Below are 26,525 nucleotides of genomic sequence, written 5' to 3'. Positions count from 1 at the left end.
AAGCGGTTGGGGCTACGCGTCCAGTCGCAGTAGCGCGGGCAGCGCGAGCGCCGCGAGCAGGAGTTCGGCGCCGCCCGCGAGCGCGAACGCGGTGGTGAAGTCGTACTGCTCGGCGACCCAGCCGCCGCCGACGATACCGGTGAGGAAGCCCAGCGAGCCGGCGACGTTGAATCCGCCCATGCTGACGCCGCGCTCGTCGTCGCCCGCGATGTCGGTGACCAGCGCCATCGTCGCGGGGGACATGAGCGCGCCGAGCACGCCGACCAGCACCATGCCGCCCTGCGCGAGACGCACGTGGGGTGCGAGCCCGATTGCGACGACGACGAGGCCGTAGGTCGCGGAGCCGACGGCGATGGGGACGGTGCGGCCGACGCGGTCGGAGAGCCGGCCGAAGGGGTACTGGAGGAGGGCGAACGGCGCGAAGAACAGTGCGAGCGTGAGGCCGACCGCGCCGGCGTCGAGGCCGAACACCTGTCGGAAGTACAGCGAGCCGACGAGCGCGAAGAAGCCCGCGGTGAAGCGGTCGATGAACCCGAACGCGAACGGGACGCTCAGCGTCGGGCGGTCGCGGAGTACCTGTAGGCCCGAGCGTAGGGAGTCGCCGTGTCCGCTGGGGGCGCGGTCGGGGACGCGGAGCGCGGCGACGCCAGCGACGGCGAGCGCGACGCAGCCGACGACCAGCGGCAGTTTCGGGTCGAGCTCGGTGAGACGGCCGCCGACGGGCGCGCCGAGCGCGGTTCCCGAGCCGATGGCGATGCCGGCGGCGCCCATGTCCTTGCCGTGGTCGTCGGAGAGGTCCATCAGCATCGTCATCGACAGCGAGAACGCGCCGATGGTGGCTGCGCCTTGGGCCGCGCGGAGCACGAGTACCGTTCCGAAGTCGACGTGGAGGGTGGCGAGCGCGGCGTACCCGAGGCTGCCGCCGAGCGCGCCCGCGGCGATGAACGGGACGCGGCGGCCGGCGCGGTCGCTGGCGACGCCCCAGACGCCCGCGAACGCGACGAATGCGGCGAACTCCGCGGCGAGGAACCAGCGGCTCCCGGTGTCGGGGTCGTCGGCGCCGAACGCGGCGACGAGGTCGGCGGCGCCCGGGTAGAGGAGGACTTGCGCGAACAGCACCGCGAACACGACCCCCGCCAGCGCCGCGCGTTCGCGTCGAACCATACGCGTCGTTTCGCCCGTACCGTCAAGAACGCGCCGGATTCCGCTACGCGGCCGGGGCCGATTCGCTGGAGCGGGCAAGCGTTGCCGTAACTACCATGCATATTCTTCTCGGGCTATATTACTTCGATACATGACTGACGCGAGCGGCGGGCGCCACACCCGCAGCGTCCACGCGGGACAGGACCCCGACGAGACAGGGGCGCGCGCCCCGCCAATCTACCAGACGACGTCGTACGTCTTCCCCGACGCCGACGACGCCGCCGACAGGTACGCCTTGGAGTCGGAGGCCGACGTCTACTCGCGCATCTCCAATCCCACCGTCTCCACGCTGGAGGACCGCCTCGCCAGCCTCGAAGGTGGCGTCGACGCCGTCGCCACGAACGCCGGCATGGGCGCCATCGACGGCATCACCACCGTGCTCGCCGAAGCCGGCCGGAACATCGTCGCCAGCGAGGACATGTACGGCGGCACCGGCACCTACTTCTCGCACATCGCCGGCAAGCGCGGCGTCGACACCCGGACCGTCGACGCCCTCGACCCCGCAGCCGTCGAGGACGCCATCGACGAGGACACCGCGTTCGTCCACGTCGAGACCATCGCGAACCCGTCGCTCGTCACGCCCGACTTCGAGGCCATCGCGGACGTCGCCCACGACCACGCCGTTCCCCTCGTCGTGGACAACACGTTCGCCACCCCGCACCTCTGCCGTCCAATCGAGCACGGCGCCGACATCGTCTGGGAGTCCACGACCAAGTGGCTCCACGGTGCCGGCACGACGCTGGGGGGTGTCGTCGTGGACGGCGGGACGTTCCCGTGGGACCACGCGGACGCCGACTTCCCCGAACTCTCGGGCGAGAACCCCGCCTACGGCTTCGACTTCACCGAACGCTTCGGCGACCGCGCGCTCGCCGCGGCCGTCCGCCAGCGCGCCGTCCGCGCCACCGGCACCGGCCAGACGCCCTTCGACGCGTGGCAGACGATGCAGGGCGTCGAGACCCTGCCGCTCCGCATGGACCGCCACTGCGAGAACGCCGCCGCGCTCGCGGACTTCCTCGCGGCCCACGAGGACGTGGCGTGGGTCTCCTACCCCGGAGTAGCGGACCACCCCACGCACGACGAAGCCAGCGAGTATCTGGACCAGGGATACGGCGGGATGCTCACGTTCGGCCCCGAGGGCGGCTTCGACGCCGCGAAAGCCGTCTGCGAGGGCGTCGAGTTGGCGTCGTTCGCGGCGAACGTCGGGGACGCCAAGACGCTCGTCATCCACCCCGCCAGCACCACGCACGCACAGCTCTCCGAGGACGAGCAGCGCGCGGCGGGCGTCAGCCCGGACATGATTCGCGTCTCCGTCGGCATCGAGGACACCGCGGACGTGCTCGCGGACTTCGACCGAGCGCTCGGGGAGGCCCACTGATGCCCGAGACGACGTTCGACGAGTTCGAGTTCGAGAGCGGGCAGACAATCGAGGACTTCACCGTCGCCTACGAGACGTACGGCGAGTTCACGGGTGACAACGCGGTGCTGGTCTGTCACGCGCTCACCGGCAGCCAGCACGTCCGCGGCCGCGGCGACGGCCAGGGCCGCGGCTGGTGGCACGACGTCGTCGGCCCCGGGAAGGCCATCGACACGAACGAGTACTACGTCGTCTGCGCGAACGTCCCCGGGTCGTGCTACGGCACGGACGGCCCCGCCAGCGAGGGGCCGGACGGCGAACCGTGGGGTACGGACTTCCCGCCGGTCACGGTCGGCGACTGGACGCGCAGCCAGCGCCGCCTGCTCGACGACCTCGGCGTCGGCCGCCTGCACGCGGTCCTCGGTGGCAGCGTCGGCGGCATGAACGCCCTCGACTGGGCGCGGCGCTTCCCCGACGACGCCCGCCGCGTCGCCGCCATCGCCGCCGCCCCCCGCCTCGACGCGCAGTGTCTCGGGCTGAACGCGGTCGCCCGCCGCGCCATCCGCGGCGACGCGAATTGGAACGGCGGCGACTACTACGATGGCGAGTTCCCCGAGCAGGGGCTCGCGCTCGCCCGCCAACTCGGCCACCTGATGTACCTCTCGAAGGACTCCATGGAGCGGAAGTTCGGCCGCCGCACCGCGGGCCGCGAGGCCGGCAGCGACGCGTTCCCCGTGGACGACGCGGGCGCGTTCTTCCCGTACCGGGACGTCGAGTCGTACCTCGACTACCAGGCCGAGAAGTTCACCGACCGCTTCGACGCGAACAGCTACCTCTACCTGACGCGCGCGATGGACGACTACGACCTCGCGGAGGGCTACGATTCGGACGCCAGCGCACTCGGCGCGTTCGCCGGGGAAGCCCTGCTGGTGTCGTTCACGGGCGACTGGCACTTCACCGTCGACCAGAGCGAGGGCGTCGCGGAGGCGTTCCGCGAGCAGGAGGTCCCGGTCTCGCACCACGTCGTCGAGTCCGACCACGGCCACGACGCGTTCCTCGTCGAACCCGAGTCCGTCGGCCCCCCGGTCCGTGACTTCCTCGCGAACGGCGTCGCCGGCCGCGCCGTCACGGACACCGTCGACCACGACGACGACCGGCGGACGCTGTACGCCCCCGTCCACAACAGCCTCTTCTCGGGGTAGCGCCCTTCCGCCGAAACGACTACGTCTCTGTATACGACACGTATACACATGAGCACGAGCATCCGCGTCAGCGACGAGACGAAGTCGAAGCTCTCGCGGCTCAAGCGCGACGACGAGACATGGGACGACTTCCTCAGTCGGCTCGCCGACGAGGAAGACCCGATTGACGTCGGCGCGTGGTCCGAGGCGGAAGCCGACCGCGCTCGCGAGGCCGTTCGCGCGTCCCGCGAGAGCTTCCAGCGATGACGTTCCTCGACTCGTCGGTCATCATCGACATGCTCGCTGGCGTCGACGCGACCGTCGAATACGTCCAGCGCCAGCCTGAACCGTACCTCACGTCGTCGCTGTGCGTGTTCGAGGTGCTGAACGGGAAACTCGGCAGCGGATCGACGGACGTTCGTGCTGCGCGCCGGGACTTCGACGGCGTCCACGCCATCGACCTCACCGAGGACGTCGCTATCGAGGCAGCCGCGCTGCAGGACGCGCTTCTCGACGACGGCCAGCGGATGGCCGCCCGCGACTTGCTCATCGCGGCCACCGCTAAATCTACCGGCGACGAACTCGTTGTCGCCGACGGCGACTTCGAGACGACCGTCCTCCAGTCACACCTCGACGTGACGAACCTCGCTTCCGGCGATTGTAGCTAGTCCAGCGCGTCTGTTTCGCTGCTTTCTCGGCGTCACCGTAGCCGGCAGGAACTGCGGGCGACCCCCCGGCTTAACGACCCCGGGGCACGCAGTAGGGGGCATGGGAGACGGAGACGACTACGAGTTCGACACGAACAGCGTCCACGCGGGCCAGGAAGTCGACCCGGCGACCGGGTCGCGCGCGCCGCCGATCTACCAGACGACGTCGTACGTCTTCGAGGACAGCGACGACGCGGCCGCACAGTTCGCCCTGGAGAAGCCGGGATACATCTATTCGCGGCTGATGAACCCGACCGTGGAGACGCTCCAGGAGCGCCTCGCGGCACTCGAAGGCGGCGTCGGCGCCGTCGCGACGTCCTCGGGGATGGCGAGCCTGGACCTCGCGACGTTCGTGCTCGCGAGCGCCGGCGACAACATCGTCGCGTCCAGCGACCTCTACGGCGGGACGTACACGTACCTCACGCACAGCGTCGAGCGCCGCGGCATCGAGACGGAGTTCGTCGACGCCCTCGACTACGACGCCTACGAGGAGGCCATCGACGAGGACACCGCGTACGTGCTCGTCGAGACCATCGGCAACCCGAGCCTGACGACGCCGGACTTCGAGCGCCTCGGCGAGATTACGGACGAGGCGGGCGTTCCCCTCATCGTGGACAACACGTTCGCGACGCCGTACCTCTGCAACCCCCTTGAGCACGGCGCGGACGTCGTCTGGCACTCCACCACGAAGTGGATTCACGGCGCCGGCACCACCGTCGGTGGCGCGCTCGTCGACGGTGGGGAGTTCCCGTGGGAGGAGTACGCCGACAAGTACCCCGAGGTTGCCAAAGACAACCCCGCCTACCACGGCGTGAACTTCGCGGACGCGTTCGGGGACGCGGCGTTCACGTACACCGCAATCGCGCGCGGTCTGCGCGACCTCGGGAACCAGCAGTCGCCGTTCGACGCGTGGCAGACCCTCGAAAAACTCGAATCGCTGCCGCTGCGCATGGAGAAGCACTGCGAGAACGCCCAGAAGGTCGCCGAGTACCTCGTCGACCACGAGGACGTCGCGTGGGTCACGTACCCGGGGCTGGAGGACCACCCGACCCACGAGGAGGCAAGCGAATATCTGGACGGCGGGTACGGCGGGATGATTACGTTCGGCCTCGAAGCCGGCTACGAGGCCGCCAAGGAGACCACCGAGAACACCGACCTCGCGAGCCTGCTGGCGAACGTCGGGGACGCGAAGACGCTCATCATCCACCCCGCCAGCACCACCCACCAGCAGCTCACTGACGAGGAGAAGGACGCTGCGGGCGTCCGCGACGACCTCGTGCGCCTGAGCGTCGGTATCGAGGACCCCGCGGACGTGGTCGCGGACCTCGAAGCCGCCATCGAGGAAGCCTCCCGGTAGTCAGTCTCGGAGCCGGTGGACGAGCGTGCTCCGCTGGCTGTACGCCTGATACACCGCCGACGCCACGAGTAGCGTGAAGACACCGAGTGCGTACGCGCTCGCGCCCACCTCGCTTACGACGGGGACGCCGACCTCCGCCGCGACGACGAGGAGCGCGCCGAGCACGCCCAGCGCGGCGTAGTACTCGGCGTACGAGAGGCCGTACTTCGGGACGACCTCCATGTAGACGCCGACAGTGGGCGCGTTCTCGGCGGGCCGGAGTTCCTTCGTCTGTTCGTCGTAGGAGGCGATGCCGAGCTTCGCGAGCTTCGGCACGTGGGTCTGCTGGAGGGAGATGTAGACGCTCTGCCGGACGTCGCGGGGCGGCGGGTCCTCGCCGGTCTCCCGGGCGGCGATCGCCTCCGAGAGTTCGCGCACGGTCACCGGCTCGCCGGCGTCGCCGAGCAACTCGATGACCATTCGGCGCCGCTCGTTCCGGAGCACGTCGTGGATGTCCGCCTCGGGAAGCGTACCGTCTGAATCGTCCGCCACTACCGCCACGTTCGTCACTTCCACCAATCAACTTTCGGTTGCCGGCGACCGCCCAATCACGTGAAGAAAGCGACGTTAACGACCAATTAAGCAAGGGTGAACGGGGTCTAGCCGAACCCGCCCGGGTCGGTACCGCTCAGTGTGCCCTGGCCGCCCGACTCGGGAATCCCCGCGACTCCACCCGTCGCGGGTTTCTCGTCACACGCTCTACGAACGGAACCACGCCCGCGGCCGGCGCGGGCAGTCCCATCCTTCAGTACGCGCGCTTCAGAAGACGTCGCGCTCGCGCAGCAGCGTCCCTAGCTCGGCCATCGACGCGACCACGGTGTCGCAGTGCTCGTCGACGCCGGGCTTGGGCTGGAAGCCGACGCCGAAGCCGGCCCCGTCGAGCATCGGCGCGTCGTTGGCGCCGTCCCCGACCGCCACCGAGTCCGCGACGTCGACGCCGAACTCCTCGCAGACGTCGACGAGCGCGTCGTCTTTCGTTCCCTCGATGAGCGGCCCCTCCACGTCGCCCGTGAGTTCGCCGTCGGCCTCCGGCAGGCTGTTGGCGACCACGCGGTCGACGGTCACGCCTGCGGCGTCGAGGGCGGCTTCCACGCCGCGACCGAACCCGCCAGTGAGGACGACGACGCGGACGCCGCTCTCGGAGAGTTCGCCGAGCAGTTCGCCCGCGCCGTCCCGCAGGCGGACGTCGCTGTACACGTCGGCCGCGTCGTCGGCAGAGAGGCCGGCGACGAGGCTGGCGCGCTCGCGGAGGCTCTCGGCGTACGAGAGTTCCCCGCGCATCGCGCGCTCGGTGATGTCCGACACTTCGTCGCCGACGCCGTGGCGGGCGGCGAGTCGGTCCATCATCTCCGAGTCCGCGAGCGTGCCGTCGAAGTCGAACGCGACGAGCGTCATTGGCGCGGCCTAGGCGACGGGCAGGGAAAAGCGTCGCTCCTCGGGCAGACGTTACTCGCGAGTACCGAACTCGTCGAGCCAGCCCGAGACGACCTCCTTCAGAGCGCCCGTGGTGCTCCCGAGGTTCAGCATCTGGTAGCCGTTCTCGGCTTTCGCCGCGGCGTCGTCTATCCCGAACGCGAGCCCGCCGACCGGGACGCCGGCGTCGACGGCCGCCGCGCGGACCGCCTCGACGGCCTCCTGCACGTCCGGGTGGTCGACTTCCCCGGGGTGGCCGTACGCCACCGAGAGGTCCAGCGGCCCGAGGAAGACGAAGCCGAGTTCGGGAACGGACAGGATCTCGTCGATGTTCTCGACGGCTTCCCGGGTCTCGATGGTGGTGCCGACCATCGTCTCGCGGTCCTCGTGGGCGACGTAGTCCTCGCCGAGCCCCCAGCGACGTGCCCGCGGCGACCCGAGCCCCCGGTTCCCGGGGTCGCCGTCGTACTCGAAGCGCGCGGACTTCACGGCGGCCTCGACTTCCGAGGCGGTCTCGACGCGCGGCAGGAAGACGTTCCGAACACCGAGGTCGAGGGCCTTCCGCACGAGCGTCGGCTCCGTGTCGGGCAGCCGCACGAGCAGTTCGACACCCGTGCGTTCGGCCGCCCGCAGGAGGTTCTCGACGCTGGGGCCGTCCCACGGGTCGGGGCCGCCGTGCTCGAAGTCCAGCCACACGAAGTCCACGCCGAGCTCGCCGTAGAACTCCACGAGCGTCGGGCTGTACGTCGAATCGAGCACGCCGACGGCGACGCCGCCGTCCCGGACGCGCTCGCGCAACTGGTTCGCCGGTCGTGACGCTGTCATGCGTGTCTGCCGTCGTGCGCTCGCCGTATAGCCTCCGGGGCCGGCCACCGATTCCCCCGAGTCCGGCAAGCCCCGCCGGATTCGGGCGCGCGCGTGGGCAAACGTCCACTTTCCGCGGCGGTATATTACACGTACTTGCGTATTCTGGTCGTTCGTGAACCACCGACAATTCGTGTGCGTGCGGAAACGCTTATCAGCGAGTGAACCGACCGACTTCGCATGAAGGTACTCGTCACGGACCCCATCGCGGACGCCGGCCTCGACCGACTCCGCGAGGCGGGCCACGACGTCGAAACCGCCTACGACGTGGAGGGCGACGCGCTCCTCGACGCCGTCAGCGACGCCAACGGCCTCATCGTCCGCTCCGGCACCGAAGTCACCGAGGAAGTGTTCGACGCCGCGCCCGACCTCGTCATCGTCGGCCGAGCCGGCATCGGCGTGGACAACATCGACATCGACGCCGCCACCGAGCACGGCGTCATCGTCGCAAACGCGCCCGAAGGGAACGTCCGCGCCGCCGCCGAACACAGCGTCGCGATGGCGTTCGCCGCCGCGCGCTCCATCCCGCAGGCCCACGGCCGACTCAAGGACGGCGAGTGGGCGAAAGGCGAGTTCCTCGGCACGGAACTCAACGGGAAGACCCTCGGCGTCGTCGGCCTCGGCCGCGTCGGCCAGGAGGTCGCCAAGCGCCTCGGCGGCCTCGGCATGGACCTCGTCGCCTACGACCCCTACATCGGCGAGGACCGCGCCGAACAGCTCGGCGCCGACCTCGTGGAGTTCGACGAGTGCATCGCCCGCGCGGACTTCGTCACCGTCCACGTCCCGCTCACCGACGAGACGGAGGGGCTGCTCGGCGAGGACGAGTTCGCGCAGCTCGAAGACGGCTACGTCGTCAACGTCGCGCGCGGCGGCGTCGTCGACGAGGACGCGCTCGCGGACGCCGTCGAGGACGGCGTGCTCGCGGGCGCCGCACTCGACGTGTTCGCCGACGAACCGCTGCCCGACGACTCGCGGCTGCTGGACGTCGAGGACATCGTCGTGACGCCGCACCTCGGCGCGTCCACGCAGGCCGCCCAAGAGCACGTCGCCACCTCCACCGCCGACCAGGTCGTCGCCGCGCTGAACGACGAACCCGTGCTGAACGCGCTGAACGCGCCGAGCGTCGACGAGAGCTCGTTCGGCCGCATCGAGCCGTACATCGGCCTCGCCGAGACCGCGGGGAAGGTCGCCGCCCAGCTGTTCGACGGCCGCATCGAGCGCGTCGAAGTCAGCTACGAGGGCGACATCGCCGAGGAGGACCTCGAATTGGTCACGGCGAGCGCCCAGAAGGGCGTCTTCGACCCGCTGGAGTGGCAGGTCAACGCGGTCAACGCCCCCCGGGTCGCCGAGGAGCGCGGCATCGACGTCACGGAGTCCAAGTCCCGGCAGAGCGCGGACTTCCAGAGTCTCGTCTCGGTCACGGTCGGGAACAGCGAGCAGGAACTCACCGTCTCCGGCACGCTGTTCGCTGGCGACGACCCCCGCCTCGTGCGAATCGACGGCTACCGCGTCGACGCCGTCCCGCACGGCCACATGCTCGCCGCGCGCAACGAGGACGAGCCCGGCGTCATCGGCTTCATCGGCACCGTGCTCGGCGACGCCGACGTCAACATTGCGGGGATGTTCAACGCCCGCGAGACCATCGGCGGCGAGGCGCTCACCGTCTACAACCTCGACTCCACGGTGCCCGAGAGCGCTCTCGACGACCTGCTGGCGGACGACCGCATCATCGACGTCCACAACATCGAGCTGAACGGCGAGTAACCCTTTTCTCCCGTCGGCCCGCCCGTCCGTTCGTGCCGACAGTTTCGGAGACGTACATCGAGAATCGCGTTCGCGTCCAGCCCGACGACACGAACAACTACGCGTCCGCGCACGGCGTTCGAAAATCGCGGAGCGATTTTCGCAGCCCGTCAGAACGCACAGCGTTCTGAGGACGGGAACGTCGTGAAGTGGATGGACGAGGTGGGCGCGATGTCCGCGATGCGCCTCGCCGGCTCGACGTGCGTCACCGCGCGCATCAACGGCCTCGACTTCGAGCGCCCCATCCCGCAGGGCGACATCTGCGCCATCGAGTCGTACGCCTACGACGCCGGGACGAGCAGCATTCGCGTGCGACTGCGGGCGTTCCGCGAGGACCCAAGAACTGGGGAGACCGAACAGACGACGAGTTCGCACTTCGTGTTCGTCGCCGTCGGCGAGGAGATGAAACCGACGACGGTGCCGTCGCTGGACGTGGAGACCGACCGCGACCGCCGACTCGAACAGGAGGCGCTCGCGAGTGAGTCGGACCACTGACGAACTGACCGGTATCCTATCCCAGTTCAGAGCGCGGTCAAAATATTCGGGATAGAAATACCGACTGCACTCCCGCATTTCCGGAGTAAAATTGCGACTGCAACCCCAAATTTTTGAACTAGCGGAATTTACTGCCGGCATGAACGAGGCCGATGTCCTCCGAACCCTCTCGCGGATGAATACGTGGTGGGATGGCAACGAGGTCCCAAACTCCCTCCTGAAAGCTGATCACCACCGACTGGACTTCCACCACCTGAGAGGTCGGATTCACGACGAACGGCCAGTGCTGACGATTCGTGGTCCCCGACAGGTCGGGAAGACGACGCTGGTCGGCCAACTCATCGACTCCCTCTTGCAACGCCCCCTGACCGAGCCCGAGCACGTCCTCTACGTGAACGCGGAAAACACTCAGCTACTCCCCGAAGTGGACGGATTGATCGAGGATTCAATCGAGGCCTACGAGGCGAACATTCTCGGGAAGTCGATCCGAGACGCATCTGGTCGCGTCTACGTCTTCGTTGACGAGATACAGAAAATCCCGAACTGGGCGGAGACAGTGAAGTACTACACAGACACGTTTGAGAACCTGAAATTCGTCGTGACAGGCTCAATCAGCACGCTCATCCGCCGGGACGCAAGCGAGTCTCTCGTCGGACGGCTCGACGAGTACCTCCTGATGCCGATGAAGTTCGCGGAGTACGCGCGATATCACGACGTCCTCAGCCAGGTGGAAGTCGCGGACGACGCGCACAGAATCCGGGATGCTCTGAAGGAGTCTCTGGGAGAAGGAGACCCAGATGCGTTCACGAACCAGCTAGCGGGGTTTTACGGCCGGTTCGGTGAGACGGAGCCACAGCTCCGTTCGCTGAGCAACGACTACCTGCTGAAGGGCGGCTATCCGGATGTCCTGGACGAAGAGTACGTCGACGCGTTCGCAGCTCTGGACACGAATCTCCGAAATACGGTCCGCGGCGACCTTCCATCGGTGTTCGACGTTCGCAAACCGGAGGTGGCGCTCGAACTGCTGAACCTCGTGGCGTACTCTTCCGGGCAGAAGTTCAGCGTGCAGAGTCTCCAGGAGTCGTTGTCGGTCGGCCGAGAGACCGTGGAGAACTACCTCGACTACCTAGAGGAGTTCTTCCTCATCGGCCGCGTGTCACGGTACTCTTCGTCGGCGTACGGAGGTGGCGGGCAGAAGAAAATCTACATTCCCGATACCGGGCTTCTCAACACCTTGAACTCGAATCTCGTCGAATCGACGCTCGACAACCCCGACGCGATGGGGGGGATTCTGGAGACGGCGTGCTTCGATCTCTGCAAGCGCCTCCAGTTCCACCTTTCCGACTACCAGACGGCGGAGGTGTCGTACTGGGACGACCCAGGGGAGGTTGATTTCGTCCTCTCGACGCCGTCGTACTGTCTCCCCGTCGAGGTGAAGAACGGGGATCCGGTCGGGAAGGACCTCCGCGGGCTGCGAGCCGTGCTCGATTCGACGCCCGCAAAGTTCGGCATCGTCGTGAACAGAGCCGGGGAGCTAAGACAGGAGTCCGTAGAAACCGGTGAGATCGTCCACGTCCCCGCCTGGCTCTTCTTCACGTTCTGCTGAGAGCGGCCGCGCCGCCGTGCCGATTCCCACGGCCTCAAATGCCCGAACGACCCCGGTGAGACAGTGACAGCAGCGACGGCTTCGGAGGGACCGGTTGACGACGGCCGCGGGGAATGGCTTGTGCGCGGGTACGCTGGACGGCTGTTGGTCGCGGTGTCAGCCGGTTGGCTCGCCATTCAGTGTGGGCGGCTCGTGCTCTCGCCGATGCTGCCGGCCATCAGCAGCGATCTCGGCATCAGCGACGCGCAGGCCGGCTTCGCGTTCGCGACGCTCGCGAACTACGACCTGGCGTTCTACGGCCTCGTGGCCGCACTGCTCGCGGCTGCCGGCATCGTCGCCTGCGTCACCTAGAGAGCGTCGAGCACGCCGTCCGCGTCCGCGGGGACGGGCGTCGTGTCGCCGCCCGCCGCGGCGGCCGCCTCGGGGTCCTTGAGGAGGTGGCCGGTGGTCAGGCAGACGACGCGCTCGTCGGCGTCGATTCTGTCTTCCTCGCGGAGTTTCAGGAGGCCGGCGACGCTCGCCGCCGACGCCGGTTCGACGCCCACGCCGTCCTCCGCGAGCATCCGCTGCGCCTCCGTGATCTTCTCGTCGGAGACGGCGACCGCCGTCCCGTTCGTATCGTAGATGCCGGGCAGCGCCTTCGGCGCGTTCACCGGGTTGCCGATGCGGATGGCGGTCGCGCGCGTCTCCACGTCGTCCCAGCGCTCCACGTAGTCGCGCCCCTTCTCGACGGCCTCGACCATCGGCGCCGCGCCCTCCGCCTGCACGCCCGTGAGCTTCGGCATCTCGGACTCGTCGAGTTCGCCCGCCGCGACGAGTTCCCGGAAGCACTTGTAGAGCGCGGCGGTGTTGCCCGCGTTCCCGACCGGGAGCACGATGCGGTCCGGGAGGTGGCCGTGCGCATCACGGGACTGCTCCAGAATTTCGAGGCCGATGGTCTTCTGCCCCTCCAGGCGGAACGGATTGAGGCTGTTCAGGAGGTACGCCTCCCCGCGGTCCGCGAGTTCCGCGACGACGTCGAGGCAGTCGTCGAAGTTCCCGTCCACCTCGCAGATGCGCGCGCCGTGCAGCGCCGCCTGCGCGACCTTCCCCGCGGCGACCTTCCCCGCGGGCAGCAGGACGAGGACGGGCGTGTTCGCGCGAGCGCCGTACGCCGCCAGCGCCGCCGACGTGTTCCCGGTGGAGGCGCACGCGAGTCGGTCGACGCCGAGTCGGTCCGCGACCTTCACGCCGACGGTCATCCCGCGGTCCTTGAAACTCCCCGTGGGGTTGGCGCCCTCGTGTTTCACGCGGAGGTCCGCCACGCCCGCCTCGGCTTCGATTTCGGGGACATCGTACAGCGGCGTGTTCCCCTCCCGAATCGAGACGCCCTCCTCGAAGGGCAGCGCCGCCGAAAACCGCCAGACGCCCTCCCCGGAGAAGTCGTCGAAGGTTGGGTACTCGTCGTAGCGGGCTTCCAGCAGGCCGCCGCAGTCCGGGCACTCGTACACCACGTCGTCGAACGGCGCGATGGCCGCGCCGCACTCGACGCACGCCAGCCAGACGCCGTCGTCGGCGGCGTCCGGCGTCGGGCCGTCCAGCGAGAGGTCAGTCATGGCTACGTCTCGGTGACGGAGACACAAATACGGGGCGGGTGTTGCGGCTTTTGCCAGCGCCGGTCAGGAGTGGAGCATCGCGTACCCGACCAGCGAGAAGAAGACGAGGACGCTCAGTGCGGTCCACTCGACGAACTCGAGGGCGAGACCGAACAACAACAGGAAGTTCGCGACGAGCAGGACGAGCGCGGCGTCGAGGCGCTTGCGGAGGGCATCGTCTGTCATCACTCTCGCGCTCGCGGGCGACGAGGGAAAAACTGGCGGCGGGGCTCAGTCGACGAGTTCGACGAGCAGCGCCTTCTGGGCGTGCAGGCGGTTCTCGGCCTGCTGCCAGACGACGGACTGCTCGCCGTCGATGACGTCGGCGGTCACTTCCTCGCCGCGGTTCGCGGGCAGGCAGTGCATGAACGCGGCGTCGCCGAGCAGGTCGTCGTCGACCTGGAACCCCTCGAAGGCGTCGAGGCGCTGCTCGCGCTCGCTCTCCTGGCCCATGCTCACCCAGACGTCCGTGTAGACGACTTCGGCGTCCTCGGTGGCGGCCTCGGGGTCCGTGGTCACGGTCACGTCCCCGTGTTCCTCGGCGCGCGCGACGACGGAGTCGTCCAGCGCGTACTCCTCGGGCGTCGCCACCTGCACGTCGTAGCCCATCATCGCCGCGCCGACGGTGAACGACGCCGCGACGTTGTTACCGTCGCCGACCCACGCCACGGTCCCGGAGTCGCCGACGACCTCCCGGAGCGTCAGGAGGTCCGCGAGCGCCTGACACGGGTGGGCGTCGTCGGTGAGACCGTTCACGACCGGCGCGTCGGCGTGCGCGGCAATCTCCTCGAGGTCGTCGTGGTCGAACACGCGCGCCATCACGGCGTCGACGTACCGGCCGAGCGCGCGGGCGGTGTCCGCGACGGGTTCGCCGCGCCCGAGTTGGATGTCGTCGTCGCCGAGGAAGACGCCGTGGCCGCCGAGTTGGGTCATCCCGACTTCGAAGCTCACGCGGGTTCGCGTCGACGGCTTCTCGAACAGCATCGCCAGCGAGCGCCCGGGGAGGGCCTCGTGTGGCATGCCGTCGGCTTGCGCGCGCTTCAACGCGGCCGCGTCGTCTACGACGCCGGCCAGTTCGTCGGTCGTGAGGTCGTCGATTGTCAGGAAGTGCATAGGCGGTCTGCTGCGGTGGTGAGTACGTCGACGCCGCGGTCGAAGGCGGCGAGGTCGATGCGTTCGTCGGGCGCGTGGTCCAAGTCGGAGTCCCCGGGGCCGTACGTGGCCACCGGGCAGTCCCACGCGCCGGCGTAGATGTTCGCGTCGCTCGTGCCGGTCTTCCGGAGGTGCGTGGGGTCGCCGCCCGCGTCCCGGATGCCGGCGCGGAGCGCGCCCGCGACGGGCGTCCGCGGGCTCGCCATGACGGGCGGAATCGACTCCGTCCACGTCACCGAGCCGGCCTCCGTGCAGTCCGCGACCGTCTCGTGGACGTCGTCGGCGGTGGTTCCGGGCGGCAGGCGGAACTGCATCTCCACGGTCGCCTCGACGGCAGTGCCGTCCTCGGCGAGCCCGCCGTCGAAGGAGACGGGCTTGACGGTCACCGACTCGAAGACGGTGTCGTCGTCGGGGAACGCCGCGCGCACGCGCTCGGTCCACGCGGTCGCAATCTGGACCGCGTTGGGCTCGGGCCGCGAGGAGTGGCCGCTCTCGGTGGCGACCTCGTAGGTGCCCGCGACGAGCCCGCGGTAGCCCAGCGTCAGCGCGTCCCAGCCCGACGGCTCGCCGTTCACGACGGCGTCGGGCTCCGCGCGGTCCTCGACGAGGTGGCGCGCGCCCGCTGACGTGGTCTCCTCCTCGACGACGCCCGCGAACGACGCGCCGGTCTCGACGCTCGCCGCGGCCATCGCGGCCAGCGGCCCGGTCGCGTCGACGCTGCCCCGGCCCCAGAGTTCCCCATCCTCGACACGGACGTCGATGTAACCGGGGACGGTGTCGACGTGGCTCGTGAGGAGCACGCTGTCGTCGCCGGGCGCGCGGACGTTGCCGGCGTCGTCGGTCCACGCCTCGCGGCCGTGGCTCTCGAAGTAGTCCACGAGCACACCGGCAGCCTCGGATTCCGCACCCGAAACGGAGGGGGTCGAGACGAGGTCGCGGAGGAGGTCGCGTGGGGTCATAGCTCCTCGGCGAGCGCGTCGACCACGCGGTCTGCGTGGGGCTCGGTGACAGTTAGCGGCGGTAAGAGCCGGACTACCGTGCGGCCCGCGGGGAGCGCGAGGATGCCGTGGTTCATCGCGAGCGCGCGCAGCGCCCGGTTCGCCCCCCGTTTCACCTCGACGCCGACCATCAGCCCGTCGCCGCGAACGTCACGCACCGGCAGTTCCGCGAGCTGTTCCTGGAGGTAGTCGCCGACGCTCGCCGCGTTCGCCGCGAGGTCGTCGTCCTCCAGCACGTCGAGGGTCGCGAGCGCGGCCGCACACGGCACCGGGCCGCCCGAGAACGTCGACCCGTGGTCGCCGCTGTCCTCCGCGAGCCAGTCTGCCACGAGGGTCGCGCCGATGGGGAGGCCGCTGCCAAGCCCCTTCGCGACGGTGAGCGCGTCCGGCGCGACGCCGGCCTGCTCGCACGCCCACAGCGTGCCCGTGCGGCCGAGCCCGGTCTGAATCTCGTCGAAGACCAGCGCCGCGCCCGTCTCGTCGCAGGCGTCACGGGCGGCCTGCAGGTAGCCCTCGGGCGCGGGGTGGACGCCTCCCTCGCCCTGAATCGGTTCGAGGATGACGGCTGCCGTCTCGTCGTCGACGGCCTCGGCGAGCGCGTCGCTGTCCCCGTAGTCGACGAACTCCACGTTCTCGGGGACTGCGAACCCCTCGCGGTACTTCTGCTTCCACGTCGCCGCCAGCGCGCCGAGCGTGCGGCCGTGGAACGCGCGCTTCGCGGCGACGACCTTCTCGCGGCCGGTCGCGTGGCGCGCGAACTTCAGCGCCGCCTCGTTGGCCTCCGTCCCGGAGTTACACAGCCAGACGTTCGAGAGGCTGCCGGGCGCGAGGTCGCCGAGGCGGTCGTACAGCGCGGTCCGCGTCTCCGTGGGATACGAGCCCTGTACGAACAGCAAGTCGCTGGCCTGTGACTCGACGGCCTCCACTACGTCGGGGTGGCAGTGGCCGACCGGCGCGCACGCGTACGACGCGCCCATGTCGAGGTACTCCGTGCCGCCGTCGTCGTAGACGTACGGCCCCTCGCCGGACTCGATTTGGATGGGTTTCTCCCCGAAGACGAAGCCGCTCATGAGAGGGCCTCCGGGCTGAAGCGCGTGCCAGCGCCTTCGAGCGCGGCGACGATGGGGTCGCGGCGGTTCGCGTCCGACACCACGACCGACTCCGCGCCGCCTTCGAGTGCTTCGGTCGCCGCCAGCACCTTCTTCGTCATGAACCCCTCCGCGGCCTCTTTCACGCCGTCGAGGTCCTCGGGCGTCAGCACGTCCTCGATGAGCGACTCGGGGTCGTCGGGGTCCGCGTAGACGCCCTCCACGTCGGTCAACACGACCAGCGTCGCGTCGAGCGCGCCGGCGACCGCGGCGGCCGCGCGGTCCGCGTCCGCGTTCACGGCCGTCCACTCCTCCTCGTCGTCGCTCTCCGCCGCGAACATCGGCACCGACACCACGGGCACGTAGCCCGCGTCTAGCTGCGTCTCCAGCAGGTCGGTGTTGACTGCTTCGATGGTGCCGGAGTGCTCGCCGCGACGAATCTTCTTCTTGCCGTCCTCGACGACGCGCACCGCGGACTTCCGCGGCCCCGACAGGAGCTTCCCGTCGACGCCGTTCAGGCCGACAGCGGGCACGCCAGCGTTCTCGAACGCCGCGACGAGGTCGGTGTTGACCTTCCCCATCGCCATCTCGAAGACGTCCATCGTCTCGCGGTCCGTGAACCGGCCGGTGACGCCCGACGGCGACTCGACGTAGTCGGGCTCCTTCCCGACCATCTCCAGTGCGTCGTCGACCGCCGTCGACCCGCCGTGGACGACCACGACGTCCTCGTCGTTCACCGAGAGGTGCGCGACGTCGGTCACCGCGCCCGCCGGGTCGACGGCGCGGGCGCCGCCGATTTTGACTACTACAGTCACGCGAACCACCCCTGGTGGTGAGCGTGACTCATGGACTCCCCACCGGGTGCAACCCGAGTTGGTCGAGGCCCGCAGACTCCTCGAAGCCGAGCGCGACGTTCGCCGCGTGGACGGCCTGCCCCGCGGAGCCTTTCATCATGTTGTCGATGGCCGAGAACGCCACGATGCGGCCGTTGTCCGCGTCCAACTCGAAGCCGACTTCCGCGCCGTTCGTGCCGGCGACGGCCTTCGGCTCGGGGTAGCGGTAGACGCCGCTGCCGCCCGCGACGATGTCGACAAACGGCTCGTTCTCGTACGTCCCGCGGTACGCGCTCCAGAGGTCGCCCGTGGAGACACCGGAAGACGAGTCTTCCGAGCCCCCGCTCACTCCGTTCGCGGGGAACACGTGGCAGGTCGCGCTCGCGCCGCGGACCATGTCCACGGCGTGCGCGGTGAAGGAGACGGAGAGTCCGAGCTCCTGCTCGATTTCGGCCTCGTGGCGGTGCCCCGTCGGCGCGTACGGGCGCACGACGCCCGAGCGCTCGGGATGCGAGGAGGCGGGACCGCCGCCCGCGCCGCCCTCCGAGGACCCGACTTTCACGTCCACGACGACGTGCGCGCCGTCGAGGAGGCCGGCCTCCTGTAGCGGGCGGAGGCCGAGAATCGTCGCGGTGGCGTTGCAGCCGCCGCCCGCAATCAGGTCCGCGCCCGGCAGGTCGCCCCGGCTGAGTTCCGGGAGCGCGTACACAGCGTCGTCGAGGTGTTCGGGCGCGCTGTGGCCGTCGTACCACTCCTCGTACTGCGCTTCGCTCTCCAAGCGGAAGTCCGCGCTCAGGTCGACGACGGTGTCCGCGGCGGCCTGCCACTCGTCGAGGTGGTCCATCGCGACGCCGTGGGGCGCCGCCGCGAACAGCACGTCGACGGAGTCGAGGTCCGTCGGCGGCGTGAACCGCAGGTCGAGGTCGCGGAGGTTCGGGTGGACGCTCCCGACGGTCTTGTTCGCGTACTCGCGGCTGGTCGCCTGCGCCACCTCGAACTCGGGGTGGCCGGCGAGCAACCGCAGGAGTTCGCCGCCCGCGAACCCGCTCCCGCCGACGACGGTGGCGGTCGTGCCCTCGGCCATCAAGGCGTCACCTCCACTTCCGCCGCGGCGCGGTCCTCCAGCCAGTCGACGACTGTCGCGGGCACGTCGACGTCGCTGGCCTCGTTCAGCGCCTTGAACTCGACGGTGTGGTTGACCTCGTGGACGGTGTAGCCTGCTCCCGGCTCCTCGTCGTCGCCGGTCGCTCCTTCCGGGGCGCTGCGCGCCCCGCGCTCCATCAGGTCCACGCCCAGCAGGCCGCCGCCGACCGCGTCGCTGGCGGCTTCGACGAGTTCGGCGACCTCCTCGTCGACCTCGAAGGAGTCTGTCTGCGCGCCCTTCGCGGCGTTCGTCAGCCAGTGGTCGCCCGAGCGCGTCATCGCGGCGACGGGCTCGCCGTCGGTCGCGAGCACGCGGATGTCGCGGCCCGGCTTCTCGACGAAGTCCTGGATGTAGAACACCTTGTGCTCGTAGTGGCCGAGCGTCGCCTTGTGTTCGAGGACCGCCTCCGCGGCGTTCCGCGAGTCGATTTTTGCCATCAGGCGCCCCCAGGAGCCCACGACGGGCTTGAGGACGCACGGGTAGCCGTACGCCTCGATGGCTTCGAGGGCGCTGTCCGTGGTGAACGCGACCGTGGTGTCGGGCGTGGGGAGTCCCGCGTCGTCCAGCGCGAGGCTCGTCCGCACTTTGTCCGCGCAGACGGCCGCGGTTTCGGGGCTGTTCACGACGGGGACGTCGTAGTGCCGGCAGAACTCCGTGGCGTACTTGCTGCGGCTGGTCGCCAGACAGCGGTCCACCACGACGTCGCAGTCCGCGATGGCGGCGTCCGTGCCGTCGAGGCCGAACCCGTGCTTGCGGACGTCGATCTTCTCGACGTCGTGGCCGCGCTCGCGAAGCTCCCCGAGGAGGAGCTTCTCGTCTTTGCGAATCCGGGAGTACAGGATGCCGACGCGCAACTTACTCCCCCCAGTCCTCGGAGAGCTCGGGCGCTCGATCGAGGACCGGCGGGGCGGTGTCGACGACTTCCAGTTCGGTGCCACAGGTGTCGCAGTCGACGATTTCGCCGACTTCGAGGTCGTCGTGCAGGGCCACGTCGGACCCGCATTCGGGACATGTGCTCATAGCACTCCCACGTTCTCACTGATAGCACTTAAGCTAATCGGACTTGTCAAACTTCTTTTACGAACGGGAGAAGTAGCTAACGGCGCGAAGGCGCCGGAATCGAGCGACCAGTCGAAACCAAATACGTAGTAAGTATGTTGTCTATTTGCCCACGAAGGGGCGGTCGCTCTCGTCGCACTGCCGCCGACGCGGCCGTCGGCTGTCCGCGACCCGCGCCGACCGCCGCCTCACTCATACGCCGCCACCTCCGTAGCGAGGTCGTCGGCCGCCGCGACCAGCGCCGCCTCGCGGTCCGTGACCGCGGCTTCGTCCGCCGCTATCCCCTCCTGCACGTCGTCGAGGGCGTCCCGCAGAGCTTCGGGCGCCGGGCCGCCAGTCGAGTCGCGCTGCGCGACGTTCGTCACGGGGTCCAGCGCCGCCGCCACGACCTCCGGGTCCGCCAGTTCCGACAACGGCTCTCCGGTCACCTCGCGGGCCGCCGCGTCCACCGCGACGAGGTCCGCGCTGTGCTCGCCGGCGACGGCGCTGACGCCGTCGCCCGTGTGACTCTCCGGGACCGAGTTCGCCGCGTCGGCGTCTTCGGTGTGTTCGGCCGCCAGCGCGACGATTTCGTGCGCCGTGCGGAACGGCATCCCCGCCGCCGCGAGCGCGTCCGCCACGCCCGTCGCCGTCGAGAACCCCTCGCCCGCCGCCGCTTCCAGCTCCTCGGCGGGCCACTCCGCCGTCGCGACCGCGCCCGCGGCCACCTCGACGGCGTCGGTCACGTCGTCGACGGCCTGCCACGCGTGCGGCGTCGCACGCTGGAGGTCGCGGTTGTACGCCCGCGGCAGCCCCTTCAGCGTCGTCGCGAGGCTCGTGTACGCGCCCACCGCGTCGCCCGCGGTCGCGCGCACCAACTCCAGCGTGTCCGGGTTCTTCTTCTGGGGCATGATCGAAGACGTCGAGGAGTAGTCGTCGCTCAGCTCCACGAACCCGCGGTTCGCGAACAGCACGACGTCCTCCGCGAGCCCCGAGCACGTCACCGCGACCGAGGACAGCGCCGCCACCGCCTCCAAGAGGAAGTCGCGGCTCGCGGACGCGTCCATCGAGTTCGCCACGACGCCGTCGAACCCGAGCAAGTCAGCGGTGCGCTCGCGGTCCACATCGAACGTCGTGCCCGCGAACGCCGCCGCGCCGAGCGGCGACTCGTTCGCGCGGCCGAACGCGTCCAGCAGCCGGCCGGTGTCGCGCGCGAGCGCCCCCTCGTAGGAGAGCGCCCAGTGCGCGACCGTCGTCGGCTGCGCGGGCTGGAGGTGCGTGTACCCCGGCATCACCGTCTCCGCTTCGGCCTCGGCGACCTCCGCCAGCGCCGTGCGGAGCGCCAGCACGCCGTCCAGCGCGGCCAGCAAGTCCTCGCGGAGGCGACACCGGATGCACGTCGCCACCTCGTCGTTGCGCGAGCGCGCCGTGTGCATCTTCCCGCCGACGCGCCCGACGCGCTCGACGACCGCCGTCTCGATGGCTTCGTGAACGTCTTCGCCGTCCGGCAGCGCGTCGAAGCCCGCGTCCTCGACGCTGTCGAGCGCCGAGAGAATCGTCGCGGCCTCGCCGTCGTCGACGATGCCCCGTTCGGCCAGCATCACGACGTGCGCGCGGTCGACGGCGAGGTCGGCCGCGAAGATGCGGTCGTCGGCGCTCATCGAGGAGAGGAACGACCGCGCGGGGCCGCCGCTGAAGCGGTCGCGGCGCACCACCGTGCCGTCGCTCTCCCCGCTCATTCGTCGGACGCCTCGTCGCTCTGCGCCTCGCTGCCGCCATCCGGCGCGAGTTCCGGCTTGCTCGCGTTCGCGAGGCGGGACTGGAAGCCGTGGTACTTCGCGACGCCGGTCGCGTCGCCCTGCTCGATGCCGTTGACGGTCTCCGTGTCGAAGCTCGCGGCGTCCGCGGAGTACACCGCGTACTCGCTCTCGCGGGCGACCGGACGGGCCTGCCCGCCCTCGAATTTGATGGTGACCGTGCCCGTGACCTTCTGCTGGGTGCCCTCGAAGAACCCGTTCAGGGCGTCCATCAGCGGGTGGTCGACGAGGCCCTCGTAGGCCTTCTGGGACCACTGCTGGCTGACCTGCTTGCTGAAGTCGCGCTCGTCTTTCGTCAGGACGAGCTGTTCGAGCGCCTCGTGGGCCGTGAGCAGCGTCGTCGCCGCCGGGTGTTCGTAGTTCTCGCGGACCTTCAGGCCGAGCATGCGGTCCTCCATCATGTCCGTGCGGCCGACGCCGTAGCTCCCGGCGAGGTCGTTGAGGTACTCGATGAGCGGCACCGGTTCCATCTCGTCGCCGTCGACGGCGACCGGGACGCCCTGCTCGAACTCGACGTCGATGGTCTCGGTCTCGTCGCTCGGGGCGTCCGTCCAGTCGTAGATGTCCTCCGGCGGCTCGTAGCCGGGGTCTTCGAGGTCGCCGCCCTCGACGCTACGGCTCCAGAGGTTCGTGTCGATGCTCCACTCGCCCTCGTTGCCCGCCTCTACTGGCAGGCCCTTCTCGTCCGCGTAGTCGATCTCCCACTCGCGCGTGAGACCGAGTTCGCGAACGGGCGCGATGACGTCGAGGTCGCTGGCGCGCCAGACGGCTTCGAAGCGCAGCTGGTCGTTGCCCTTCCCGGTGCAGCCGTGCGCGAGCGCCGTGCAGCCCTGTTCTTCAGCGACGCCCAGAATCGCTTCCGCGATGACCGGGCGCGCGAGTGCGGTGCCGAGCGGGTAGCCCTGGTAGCTCGCGTTCGCCTGCACCGCCTCGAAGCAGAGGTCGGCGAACTCCGCTTTCGCGTCCACCACGTAGTGGTCGACGCCGAGCGCGTCGGCCGTCTCGTGGGCTTCCGCGAACTCCGATTCGGGCTGGCCGACGTCGACCGTCACGCCGATGACGTCGTCGTAGCCGTACTCTTCTTTCAGCAGCGGTACGCAGACCGTCGTGTCGAGCCCGCCGGAGAAGGCGAGCGCGACCGTTCCTCCTGTCATTGTGTGTTCCGTGTGTGTTGTGTGCCGCAGTAGTCGGGAAGTGATGCGAGACCGAAAACGAGGAGTGTAGCTATAGTGGGGTCAGAAGGACCCCGGTCGTCGCGGCACGCGGCGGGAGGAGACCGAACAGCCGACGGTCCCGCGGCTCACAGCGGGCGAGCGGCGGGCGGGAGCCGACGACTGCGTCATTACCAGTTTCGAACGGTCCCGACGGCTTAAGCGTTGCTCCCGTCCCGTTGTCTTGCCATTGATGGTAACACGACCCACGACTGCCTGAACCCTTATCCGCGTCGTCTCCGAACGCGTCCGTATGCCAACAGCCCGCGGCAAACTCGAGGTCGAAGACCTCCTGAAAATCGTGCTCCTGCTCGTCGTCGTCTGGATCGCCCTCGAAATCCTGGAGGGCATCATCGGCGTCCTCGGCGGCCTCCTCGGGCTCGCGCCGCCGCTGCTCGGTACTATCGTGGTCGTGCTCATCGTGCTGTGGCTGCTCGACGTCATCTAACGCCAGCGCTTTGCCGCTCCGGCCCCCACGAGAGCGTGTGTACAGCGTGAACGCTCCGGTGCCGGACGCGGTCAAGGAGGTCGCAGCGGACCTCCGCCCGGCGCTGTCGGAATTCGCTCGCGTCCGCGAACGACGCGAGCAGACGCTTCTCGTCAAGCGCGTCCCCGCCGACGACCGCAAACAACTCCGCACCGCGTGGCAGACCGCCCAGGACGCCCTCGACGGCGCGCCAGCCGTCGAAGCCCGCGTCGCCGAAGTCGACACCTTCGAGAATCCTCCGAACGGCTCCAGTCCCGTCGTCTACCTCGCCGTCGAGAGCCCCGGCCTCCACGGCCTCCACCAGCGCCTCTGCGAGGTGTTCGACCCCGTCCCAATCATGGAGGGCGGTGACGACTACGACCCCCACGTCACGCTCGCCCGCGACGCCGACGGCTTCCGCGGCCGCCGCGCCGTCGAGAACGTCGACGGCCGCCGCGTCGGCCCCGTCACGTGGACCATCGACGAACTCTACCTCTACGACGCCGAACGCGGCGAACGCGTCGACACGCTCTCCTTGCCCGCGTAGATTCTCAGTTGCTCGTCGTCATCTCGACGGTAACACCTCGAAAGCCCCGGGCCGCTCGGTGCTCCGGGACTCGTTGTGCTCCTCGGCCTCTGGCCTGCGGTGCTTACTTCGTCCGGGAGCAGCCGACCGGCCCGCCCCTTTCAACCCACCCGTAAACGGTTGGTTAGCCGGTAATTGGGCGGACTGAAAGGGGCGGCGGGCTACGGGAAGCACGGCGAAGCAAGCACGCGAGCACCGCGAGCGCGCACAGCGAGCCGCGCGACCGTAGCCCGCCGGGGCTTTCGAGGTGTCAGCGGTCACTTCGAAGGAGTACGCCGGGAATTTCGAGGTGCCGTCGAAGGAGCTGGAGACGCCAGCCGCTGATACGAGACCTACGGACTCGGGGGCTGCCCGTCGTAGGCGTCGAGGTCCGTGTAGAAGTTCAGCATCGACACGCGGAGTTTCTCGGGGTCGATGTCGAGGAGTTCGCGGCGCTCTTCGGCGGGGAACGTCGGGTTGACGCTGTACTTTCGCATGGACGTGCGGCTCTCTTTGGTGTAGCGGCGGTCGACGAGCATGCGCACGCCGAAGTCGTCCGGGGAGCGAATCACGCGGCCCATCGCCTGCCGGGTCTTGCGGACGGTGGGAATCTCGACGGCGTAGCGCCAGCCGGCGTCCTCGTTGCGGCGGTCGTCGCGGTCGCCGAACACGCGCCCGTAGGCGTCTTGGACGGCTTCGGCGCGCGCGTCGAGGTGCGGGTAGGGGACGCCGACGACCGCTACCGTTCGCGCGTCGTCGCCGTCGAAGCTCACGCCCTCCGCGAGCGTCCCCCACAGCGACGTGAACAGGGCGCCGTTGCGGTCGTCCGTGAACGTCTGCCGGAGCTCTTCGGCGCTGGTGCCGGGTTGATCGAGGTAGCGCGCAGCCTCCACGTCCGCCAGCAGGTCGTGGTAGCGTTCGGCTTCGCTGTAGCTCGGGAAGAAGAACAGGCAGTTCCCGGGCGTGAATTTCACGGCGTCCCGGAGCGCGCCCGCGACCTCCCGCTGGGTGTCGGGGTCGTCCCGGTTCGAGGAGAACAGCGGCTTCGTGTCCACCGCGAACGTGCGGCGGCGTTCTTCGGGGAACTGGAGGCCGAACGCCATCGTCTCCGGGTCCTCCAAGCCGAGCACGTCGGCGGTGACGTCGAACGGGCGAAGGGTCGCGCTCATCAGAACGCTCGCGTGGACGGCGTCGAAGAGGTCCGTCGTCACGTCCCGCGGGATGCACGTGTACAGTTCCGCGCGGCCGTAGACGTCGTTCGTTCCTTCGTCGCGGCGCACCGCGGCGGTCGGGTACTGCCCGAGTTCGCCGCTGTCCTCGACGTAGGACTCCACGAACTCCGCGGCCTCCAGCACGAAACACTCCCGGCGCGTCGTCGTCTCGCCGTTCCGGTAGGCTTCGTCGTACTCCTCGTCGAGGTACTCGCCGAGCGCGAGCGCGTCGTCGACGTCCTCCCGGATGCCGGGGCCGGTGTACTGCTGGAGGAACGCCAGCGTGAGGTCGTCGCGCTTGTCCTCGTTGGCGACCGGGACGTCCGTCCAGTTCCCGTCGACCTCCGAGCGCGCGAGCGCCCGGTCGCCGCCCGGCCCGAACGCGCCCTCGTAGGTCTCCACGAGCGCGTCCCGGAACGCCGACACCACGCGCTCGGCGCCCTCCGCACGGCTCTCCTCGACCTCCTCCAACTCGGAGAGCGCGCTGTCGAGGGTGTTCTCGGTGAGCGTCTCGGTGGCGTGGTCCCGGGCGGCGTCCTCGACGTTGTGTGCCTCGTCGAACACCACCACCACGTCCTCGGGGTCGCGGCCCAGCCAGCGGAAGAACTGCGCGCGAATCCCCGGGTCGAGCAGGTGGTGGTAGTTACAGACCGCGAGGTCCACGCCCTCGATGCCGTCTTTGAGGAGTTCGTACCCGCAGAGCCCCCGTTCGTCGGCGTAGTCGTAGATGTCCTCCGGGGTGCGGACGCCGTCGTAGAGCCACTCGTAGAACTCGTCGTTGTCGCCGACGAGGTTGTCGTAGTAGCGCTCGCAGACGTTGCCCTCGCGGAGGTCGTCGAGGTCGTCCTCCACTGATTCGAGTTCGTCCAGCACCGCTTCGCGGGCTTCGGCGGCCTCGGTGTCGCCGTCCTGGCTCTCCTCCAGTAGGGCCTGCTGGCGCTCCTCTAGCTGCCGTTTGTCGCGTTCGGCGTCCACGAGTTCGTGGGTGTTGTCCCGGAGGACTTGGCACTCCTCGTAGTCGACGTCGATGTGACACATCGACCCCTTCCCCTTGAAGACGACCGCGCGCAGCGGCGCGGCGTCGTGAATCTCGCGGGCTTCGCGGACGAACTGGCGCATCTGCTGGTGGACGTTCGTCGTGATGACGACCGTCTTGTTCGTCTCGCGGGCGTGCGCGAGCGCCGGGGCGAGCGCGGCGAGCGTCTTCCCGGTGCCGCAGGCTCCCTCGAACAGCACGTCACGGCCGCTGTCGAGGGCGTCGCGGATGCCGTCCATCGCCTCCCGCTGGTTGTCGTACGGCGACGGCTTCGGGAAGAACTCCATGTAGTCGGGGGAGTTGCTCGCGG

Annotated in this window: 26 protein-coding genes and 1 pseudogene; 11 read left to right on the top strand and 16 right to left on the bottom strand. The window is 69.3% G+C overall.

Annotated elements, in window-relative coordinates:
* Positions 1 to 12 precede the first annotated feature (12 nt).
* Entirely contained in the window at positions 13 to 1,164 is a 1,152-nt protein-coding gene (locus AVZ66_RS13025; RefSeq protein WP_058984505.1) for an MFS transporter, read from the bottom strand.
* A 130-nt stretch (positions 1,165 to 1,294) separates the two neighbouring features.
* On the opposite strand from AVZ66_RS13025, the gene AVZ66_RS13020 reads away from it, so the two are divergent.
* The 5 genes from AVZ66_RS13020 (at position 1,295) to AVZ66_RS13000 (ending at position 5,802) form a co-directional block, all read left to right on the top strand.
* A complete protein-coding gene (locus tag AVZ66_RS13020; protein WP_058984504.1) occupies positions 1,295 to 2,578 on the top strand; it encodes an O-acetylhomoserine aminocarboxypropyltransferase/cysteine synthase family protein in 1,284 nt (427 codons plus the stop codon).
* Positions 2,578 to 3,759 (top strand): homoserine O-acetyltransferase, encoded by a 1,182-nt coding sequence (gene metX, locus AVZ66_RS13015; protein ID WP_058984503.1) that lies wholly within the window; start codon positions 2,578 to 2,580, stop codon positions 3,757 to 3,759. The genes AVZ66_RS13020 and metX overlap by 1 nt, the downstream gene beginning before the upstream one ends.
* A 48-nt stretch (positions 3,760 to 3,807) precedes the next feature.
* Positions 3,808 to 4,005 carry an antitoxin VapB family protein gene (locus tag AVZ66_RS13010; RefSeq protein ID WP_058984502.1) on the top strand — a complete coding sequence of 66 codons (198 nt, stop codon included), beginning with the start codon at positions 3,808 to 3,810 and terminating at the stop codon, positions 4,003 to 4,005.
* Positions 4,002 to 4,406, top strand: coding sequence for a PIN domain-containing protein (locus tag AVZ66_RS13005; protein ID WP_058984501.1), 405 nt, complete (start codon positions 4,002 to 4,004; stop codon positions 4,404 to 4,406). Before AVZ66_RS13010 ends, AVZ66_RS13005 begins: the two co-directional genes overlap by 4 nt.
* A gap of 100 nt (positions 4,407 to 4,506) precedes the next feature.
* Positions 4,507 to 5,802, top strand: coding sequence for an O-acetylhomoserine aminocarboxypropyltransferase/cysteine synthase family protein (locus AVZ66_RS13000; protein ID WP_058984500.1), 1,296 nt, complete (start codon positions 4,507 to 4,509; stop codon positions 5,800 to 5,802).
* Here AVZ66_RS13000 and AVZ66_RS12995 read toward each other — a convergent pair whose 3' ends face one another.
* From AVZ66_RS12995 to AVZ66_RS12985, 3 genes are all read right to left on the bottom strand, one after another.
* A complete protein-coding gene (locus AVZ66_RS12995) occupies positions 5,803 to 6,333 on the bottom strand; it encodes a hypothetical protein (protein ID WP_058984499.1) in 531 nt (176 codons plus the stop codon). It abuts the gene before it with no gap.
* A gap of 267 nt (positions 6,334 to 6,600) precedes the next feature.
* Positions 6,601 to 7,236: a phosphoserine phosphatase SerB gene (serB, locus tag AVZ66_RS12990; RefSeq protein WP_058984498.1), complete on the bottom strand. Its 636-nt coding sequence runs from the start codon at positions 7,234 to 7,236 to the stop codon at positions 6,601 to 6,603.
* A gap of 51 nt (positions 7,237 to 7,287) precedes the next feature.
* Entirely contained in the window at positions 7,288 to 8,079 is a 792-nt protein-coding gene (locus tag AVZ66_RS12985; RefSeq protein WP_058984497.1) for an HpcH/HpaI aldolase/citrate lyase family protein, read from the bottom strand.
* A gap of 219 nt (positions 8,080 to 8,298) precedes the next feature.
* Between AVZ66_RS12985 and serA the strand changes: the two genes are divergently transcribed.
* The 4 genes and pseudogenes from serA to AVZ66_RS16340 all read left to right on the top strand — a co-directional run bounded on the left by serA (position 8,299) and on the right by AVZ66_RS16340 (position 12,373).
* Complete coding sequence (serA, locus tag AVZ66_RS12980; RefSeq protein ID WP_058984496.1) at positions 8,299 to 9,882, top strand: phosphoglycerate dehydrogenase; 1,584 nt, start codon at positions 8,299 to 8,301, stop codon at positions 9,880 to 9,882.
* A gap of 32 nt (positions 9,883 to 9,914) precedes the next feature.
* Positions 9,915 to 10,416, top strand: a pseudogene (locus tag AVZ66_RS12975) (acyl-CoA thioesterase).
* A gap of 139 nt (positions 10,417 to 10,555) precedes the next feature.
* A complete protein-coding gene (locus tag AVZ66_RS12970; protein ID WP_058984495.1) occupies positions 10,556 to 12,022 on the top strand; it encodes an ATP-binding protein in 1,467 nt (488 codons plus the stop codon).
* A 153-nt stretch (positions 12,023 to 12,175) separates the two neighbouring features.
* On the top strand, positions 12,176 to 12,373 hold the full coding sequence (locus AVZ66_RS16340) for a hypothetical protein (RefSeq protein WP_157575668.1): 198 nt from the start codon (positions 12,176 to 12,178) through the stop codon (positions 12,371 to 12,373).
* Here the strand turns inward: AVZ66_RS16340 and thrC are convergent.
* The 11 genes from thrC to AVZ66_RS12920 form a co-directional block, all read right to left on the bottom strand.
* Positions 12,370 to 13,617 (bottom strand): threonine synthase, encoded by a 1,248-nt coding sequence (gene thrC, locus AVZ66_RS12965; protein ID WP_058984494.1) that lies wholly within the window; start codon positions 13,615 to 13,617, stop codon positions 12,370 to 12,372. The genes AVZ66_RS16340 and thrC overlap by 4 nt on opposite strands.
* Before the next feature lie 63 nt (positions 13,618 to 13,680).
* A complete protein-coding gene (locus tag AVZ66_RS16335; RefSeq protein ID WP_157575667.1) occupies positions 13,681 to 13,842 on the bottom strand; it encodes a hypothetical protein in 162 nt (53 codons plus the stop codon).
* A 45-nt stretch (positions 13,843 to 13,887) separates the two neighbouring features.
* On the bottom strand, positions 13,888 to 14,769 hold the full coding sequence (gene argF / locus AVZ66_RS12960) for an ornithine carbamoyltransferase (protein ID WP_058984493.1): 882 nt from the start codon (positions 14,767 to 14,769) through the stop codon (positions 13,888 to 13,890).
* Positions 14,757 to 15,767, bottom strand: a complete 1,011-nt coding sequence (locus AVZ66_RS12955; RefSeq protein ID WP_082678846.1) for a [LysW]-lysine hydrolase — start codon at positions 15,765 to 15,767, stop codon at positions 14,757 to 14,759. Before AVZ66_RS12955 ends, argF begins: the two co-directional genes overlap by 13 nt.
* Positions 15,764 to 16,876: an aspartate aminotransferase family protein gene (locus AVZ66_RS12950; RefSeq protein ID WP_058984491.1), complete on the bottom strand. Its 1,113-nt coding sequence runs from the start codon at positions 16,874 to 16,876 to the stop codon at positions 15,764 to 15,766. Before AVZ66_RS12950 ends, AVZ66_RS12955 begins: the two co-directional genes overlap by 4 nt.
* Positions 16,873 to 17,709 (bottom strand): acetylglutamate/acetylaminoadipate kinase, encoded by an 837-nt coding sequence (locus tag AVZ66_RS12945; protein ID WP_058984490.1) that lies wholly within the window; start codon positions 17,707 to 17,709, stop codon positions 16,873 to 16,875. Before AVZ66_RS12945 ends, AVZ66_RS12950 begins: the two co-directional genes overlap by 4 nt.
* Before the next feature lie 28 nt (positions 17,710 to 17,737).
* Positions 17,738 to 18,811 carry an N-acetyl-gamma-glutamyl-phosphate reductase gene (gene argC / locus AVZ66_RS12940; protein ID WP_058984489.1) on the bottom strand — a complete coding sequence of 358 codons (1,074 nt, stop codon included), beginning with the start codon at positions 18,809 to 18,811 and terminating at the stop codon, positions 17,738 to 17,740.
* Positions 18,811 to 19,725: a lysine biosynthesis protein LysX gene (gene lysX / locus AVZ66_RS12935; protein ID WP_058984488.1), complete on the bottom strand. Its 915-nt coding sequence runs from the start codon at positions 19,723 to 19,725 to the stop codon at positions 18,811 to 18,813. Before lysX ends, argC begins: the two co-directional genes overlap by 1 nt.
* Position 19,726: 1 nt before the next feature.
* Positions 19,727 to 19,891 carry a lysine biosynthesis protein LysW gene (gene lysW, locus AVZ66_RS12930; RefSeq protein ID WP_058984487.1) on the bottom strand — a complete coding sequence of 55 codons (165 nt, stop codon included), beginning with the start codon at positions 19,889 to 19,891 and terminating at the stop codon, positions 19,727 to 19,729.
* Between the two features lie 227 nt (positions 19,892 to 20,118).
* On the bottom strand, positions 20,119 to 21,648 hold the full coding sequence (argH, locus tag AVZ66_RS12925; RefSeq protein ID WP_058984486.1) for an argininosuccinate lyase: 1,530 nt from the start codon (positions 21,646 to 21,648) through the stop codon (positions 20,119 to 20,121).
* On the bottom strand, positions 21,645 to 22,880 hold the full coding sequence (locus AVZ66_RS12920; RefSeq protein ID WP_058984485.1) for an argininosuccinate synthase: 1,236 nt from the start codon (positions 22,878 to 22,880) through the stop codon (positions 21,645 to 21,647). Before AVZ66_RS12920 ends, argH begins: the two co-directional genes overlap by 4 nt.
* Positions 22,881 to 23,190: 310 nt before the next feature.
* Here AVZ66_RS12920 and AVZ66_RS12915 point away from each other — a divergent pair, with 310 nt between their 5' ends.
* Together AVZ66_RS12915 and AVZ66_RS12910 are read left to right on the top strand one after the other, a co-directional pair.
* Complete coding sequence (locus tag AVZ66_RS12915) at positions 23,191 to 23,385, top strand: hypothetical protein (RefSeq protein ID WP_058984484.1); 195 nt, start codon at positions 23,191 to 23,193, stop codon at positions 23,383 to 23,385.
* A gap of 37 nt (positions 23,386 to 23,422) precedes the next feature.
* Positions 23,423 to 23,950, top strand: a complete 528-nt coding sequence (locus AVZ66_RS12910) for a 2'-5' RNA ligase family protein (RefSeq protein ID WP_058984483.1) — start codon at positions 23,423 to 23,425, stop codon at positions 23,948 to 23,950.
* Positions 23,951 to 24,321: 371 nt separating this feature from the next.
* Here AVZ66_RS12910 and AVZ66_RS12905 read toward each other — a convergent pair whose 3' ends face one another.
* The gene (locus AVZ66_RS12905; RefSeq protein ID WP_058984718.1) at positions 24,322 to 26,502 is read right to left on the bottom strand and encodes an ATP-dependent DNA helicase; all 2,181 of its coding nucleotides are present in this window, start codon (positions 26,500 to 26,502) and stop codon (positions 24,322 to 24,324) included.
* Positions 26,503 to 26,525: the final 23 nt, after the last annotated feature.

The sequence above is a fragment of the Halobacterium sp. CBA1132 genome (assembly GCF_001485535.1).
GTDB lineage: Archaea > Halobacteriota > Halobacteria > Halobacteriales > Halobacteriaceae > Halobacterium.
The sequence above is the reverse complement of the archived record's forward strand: the minus strand, read 5'-3'. Positions and strand labels throughout refer to the sequence as shown.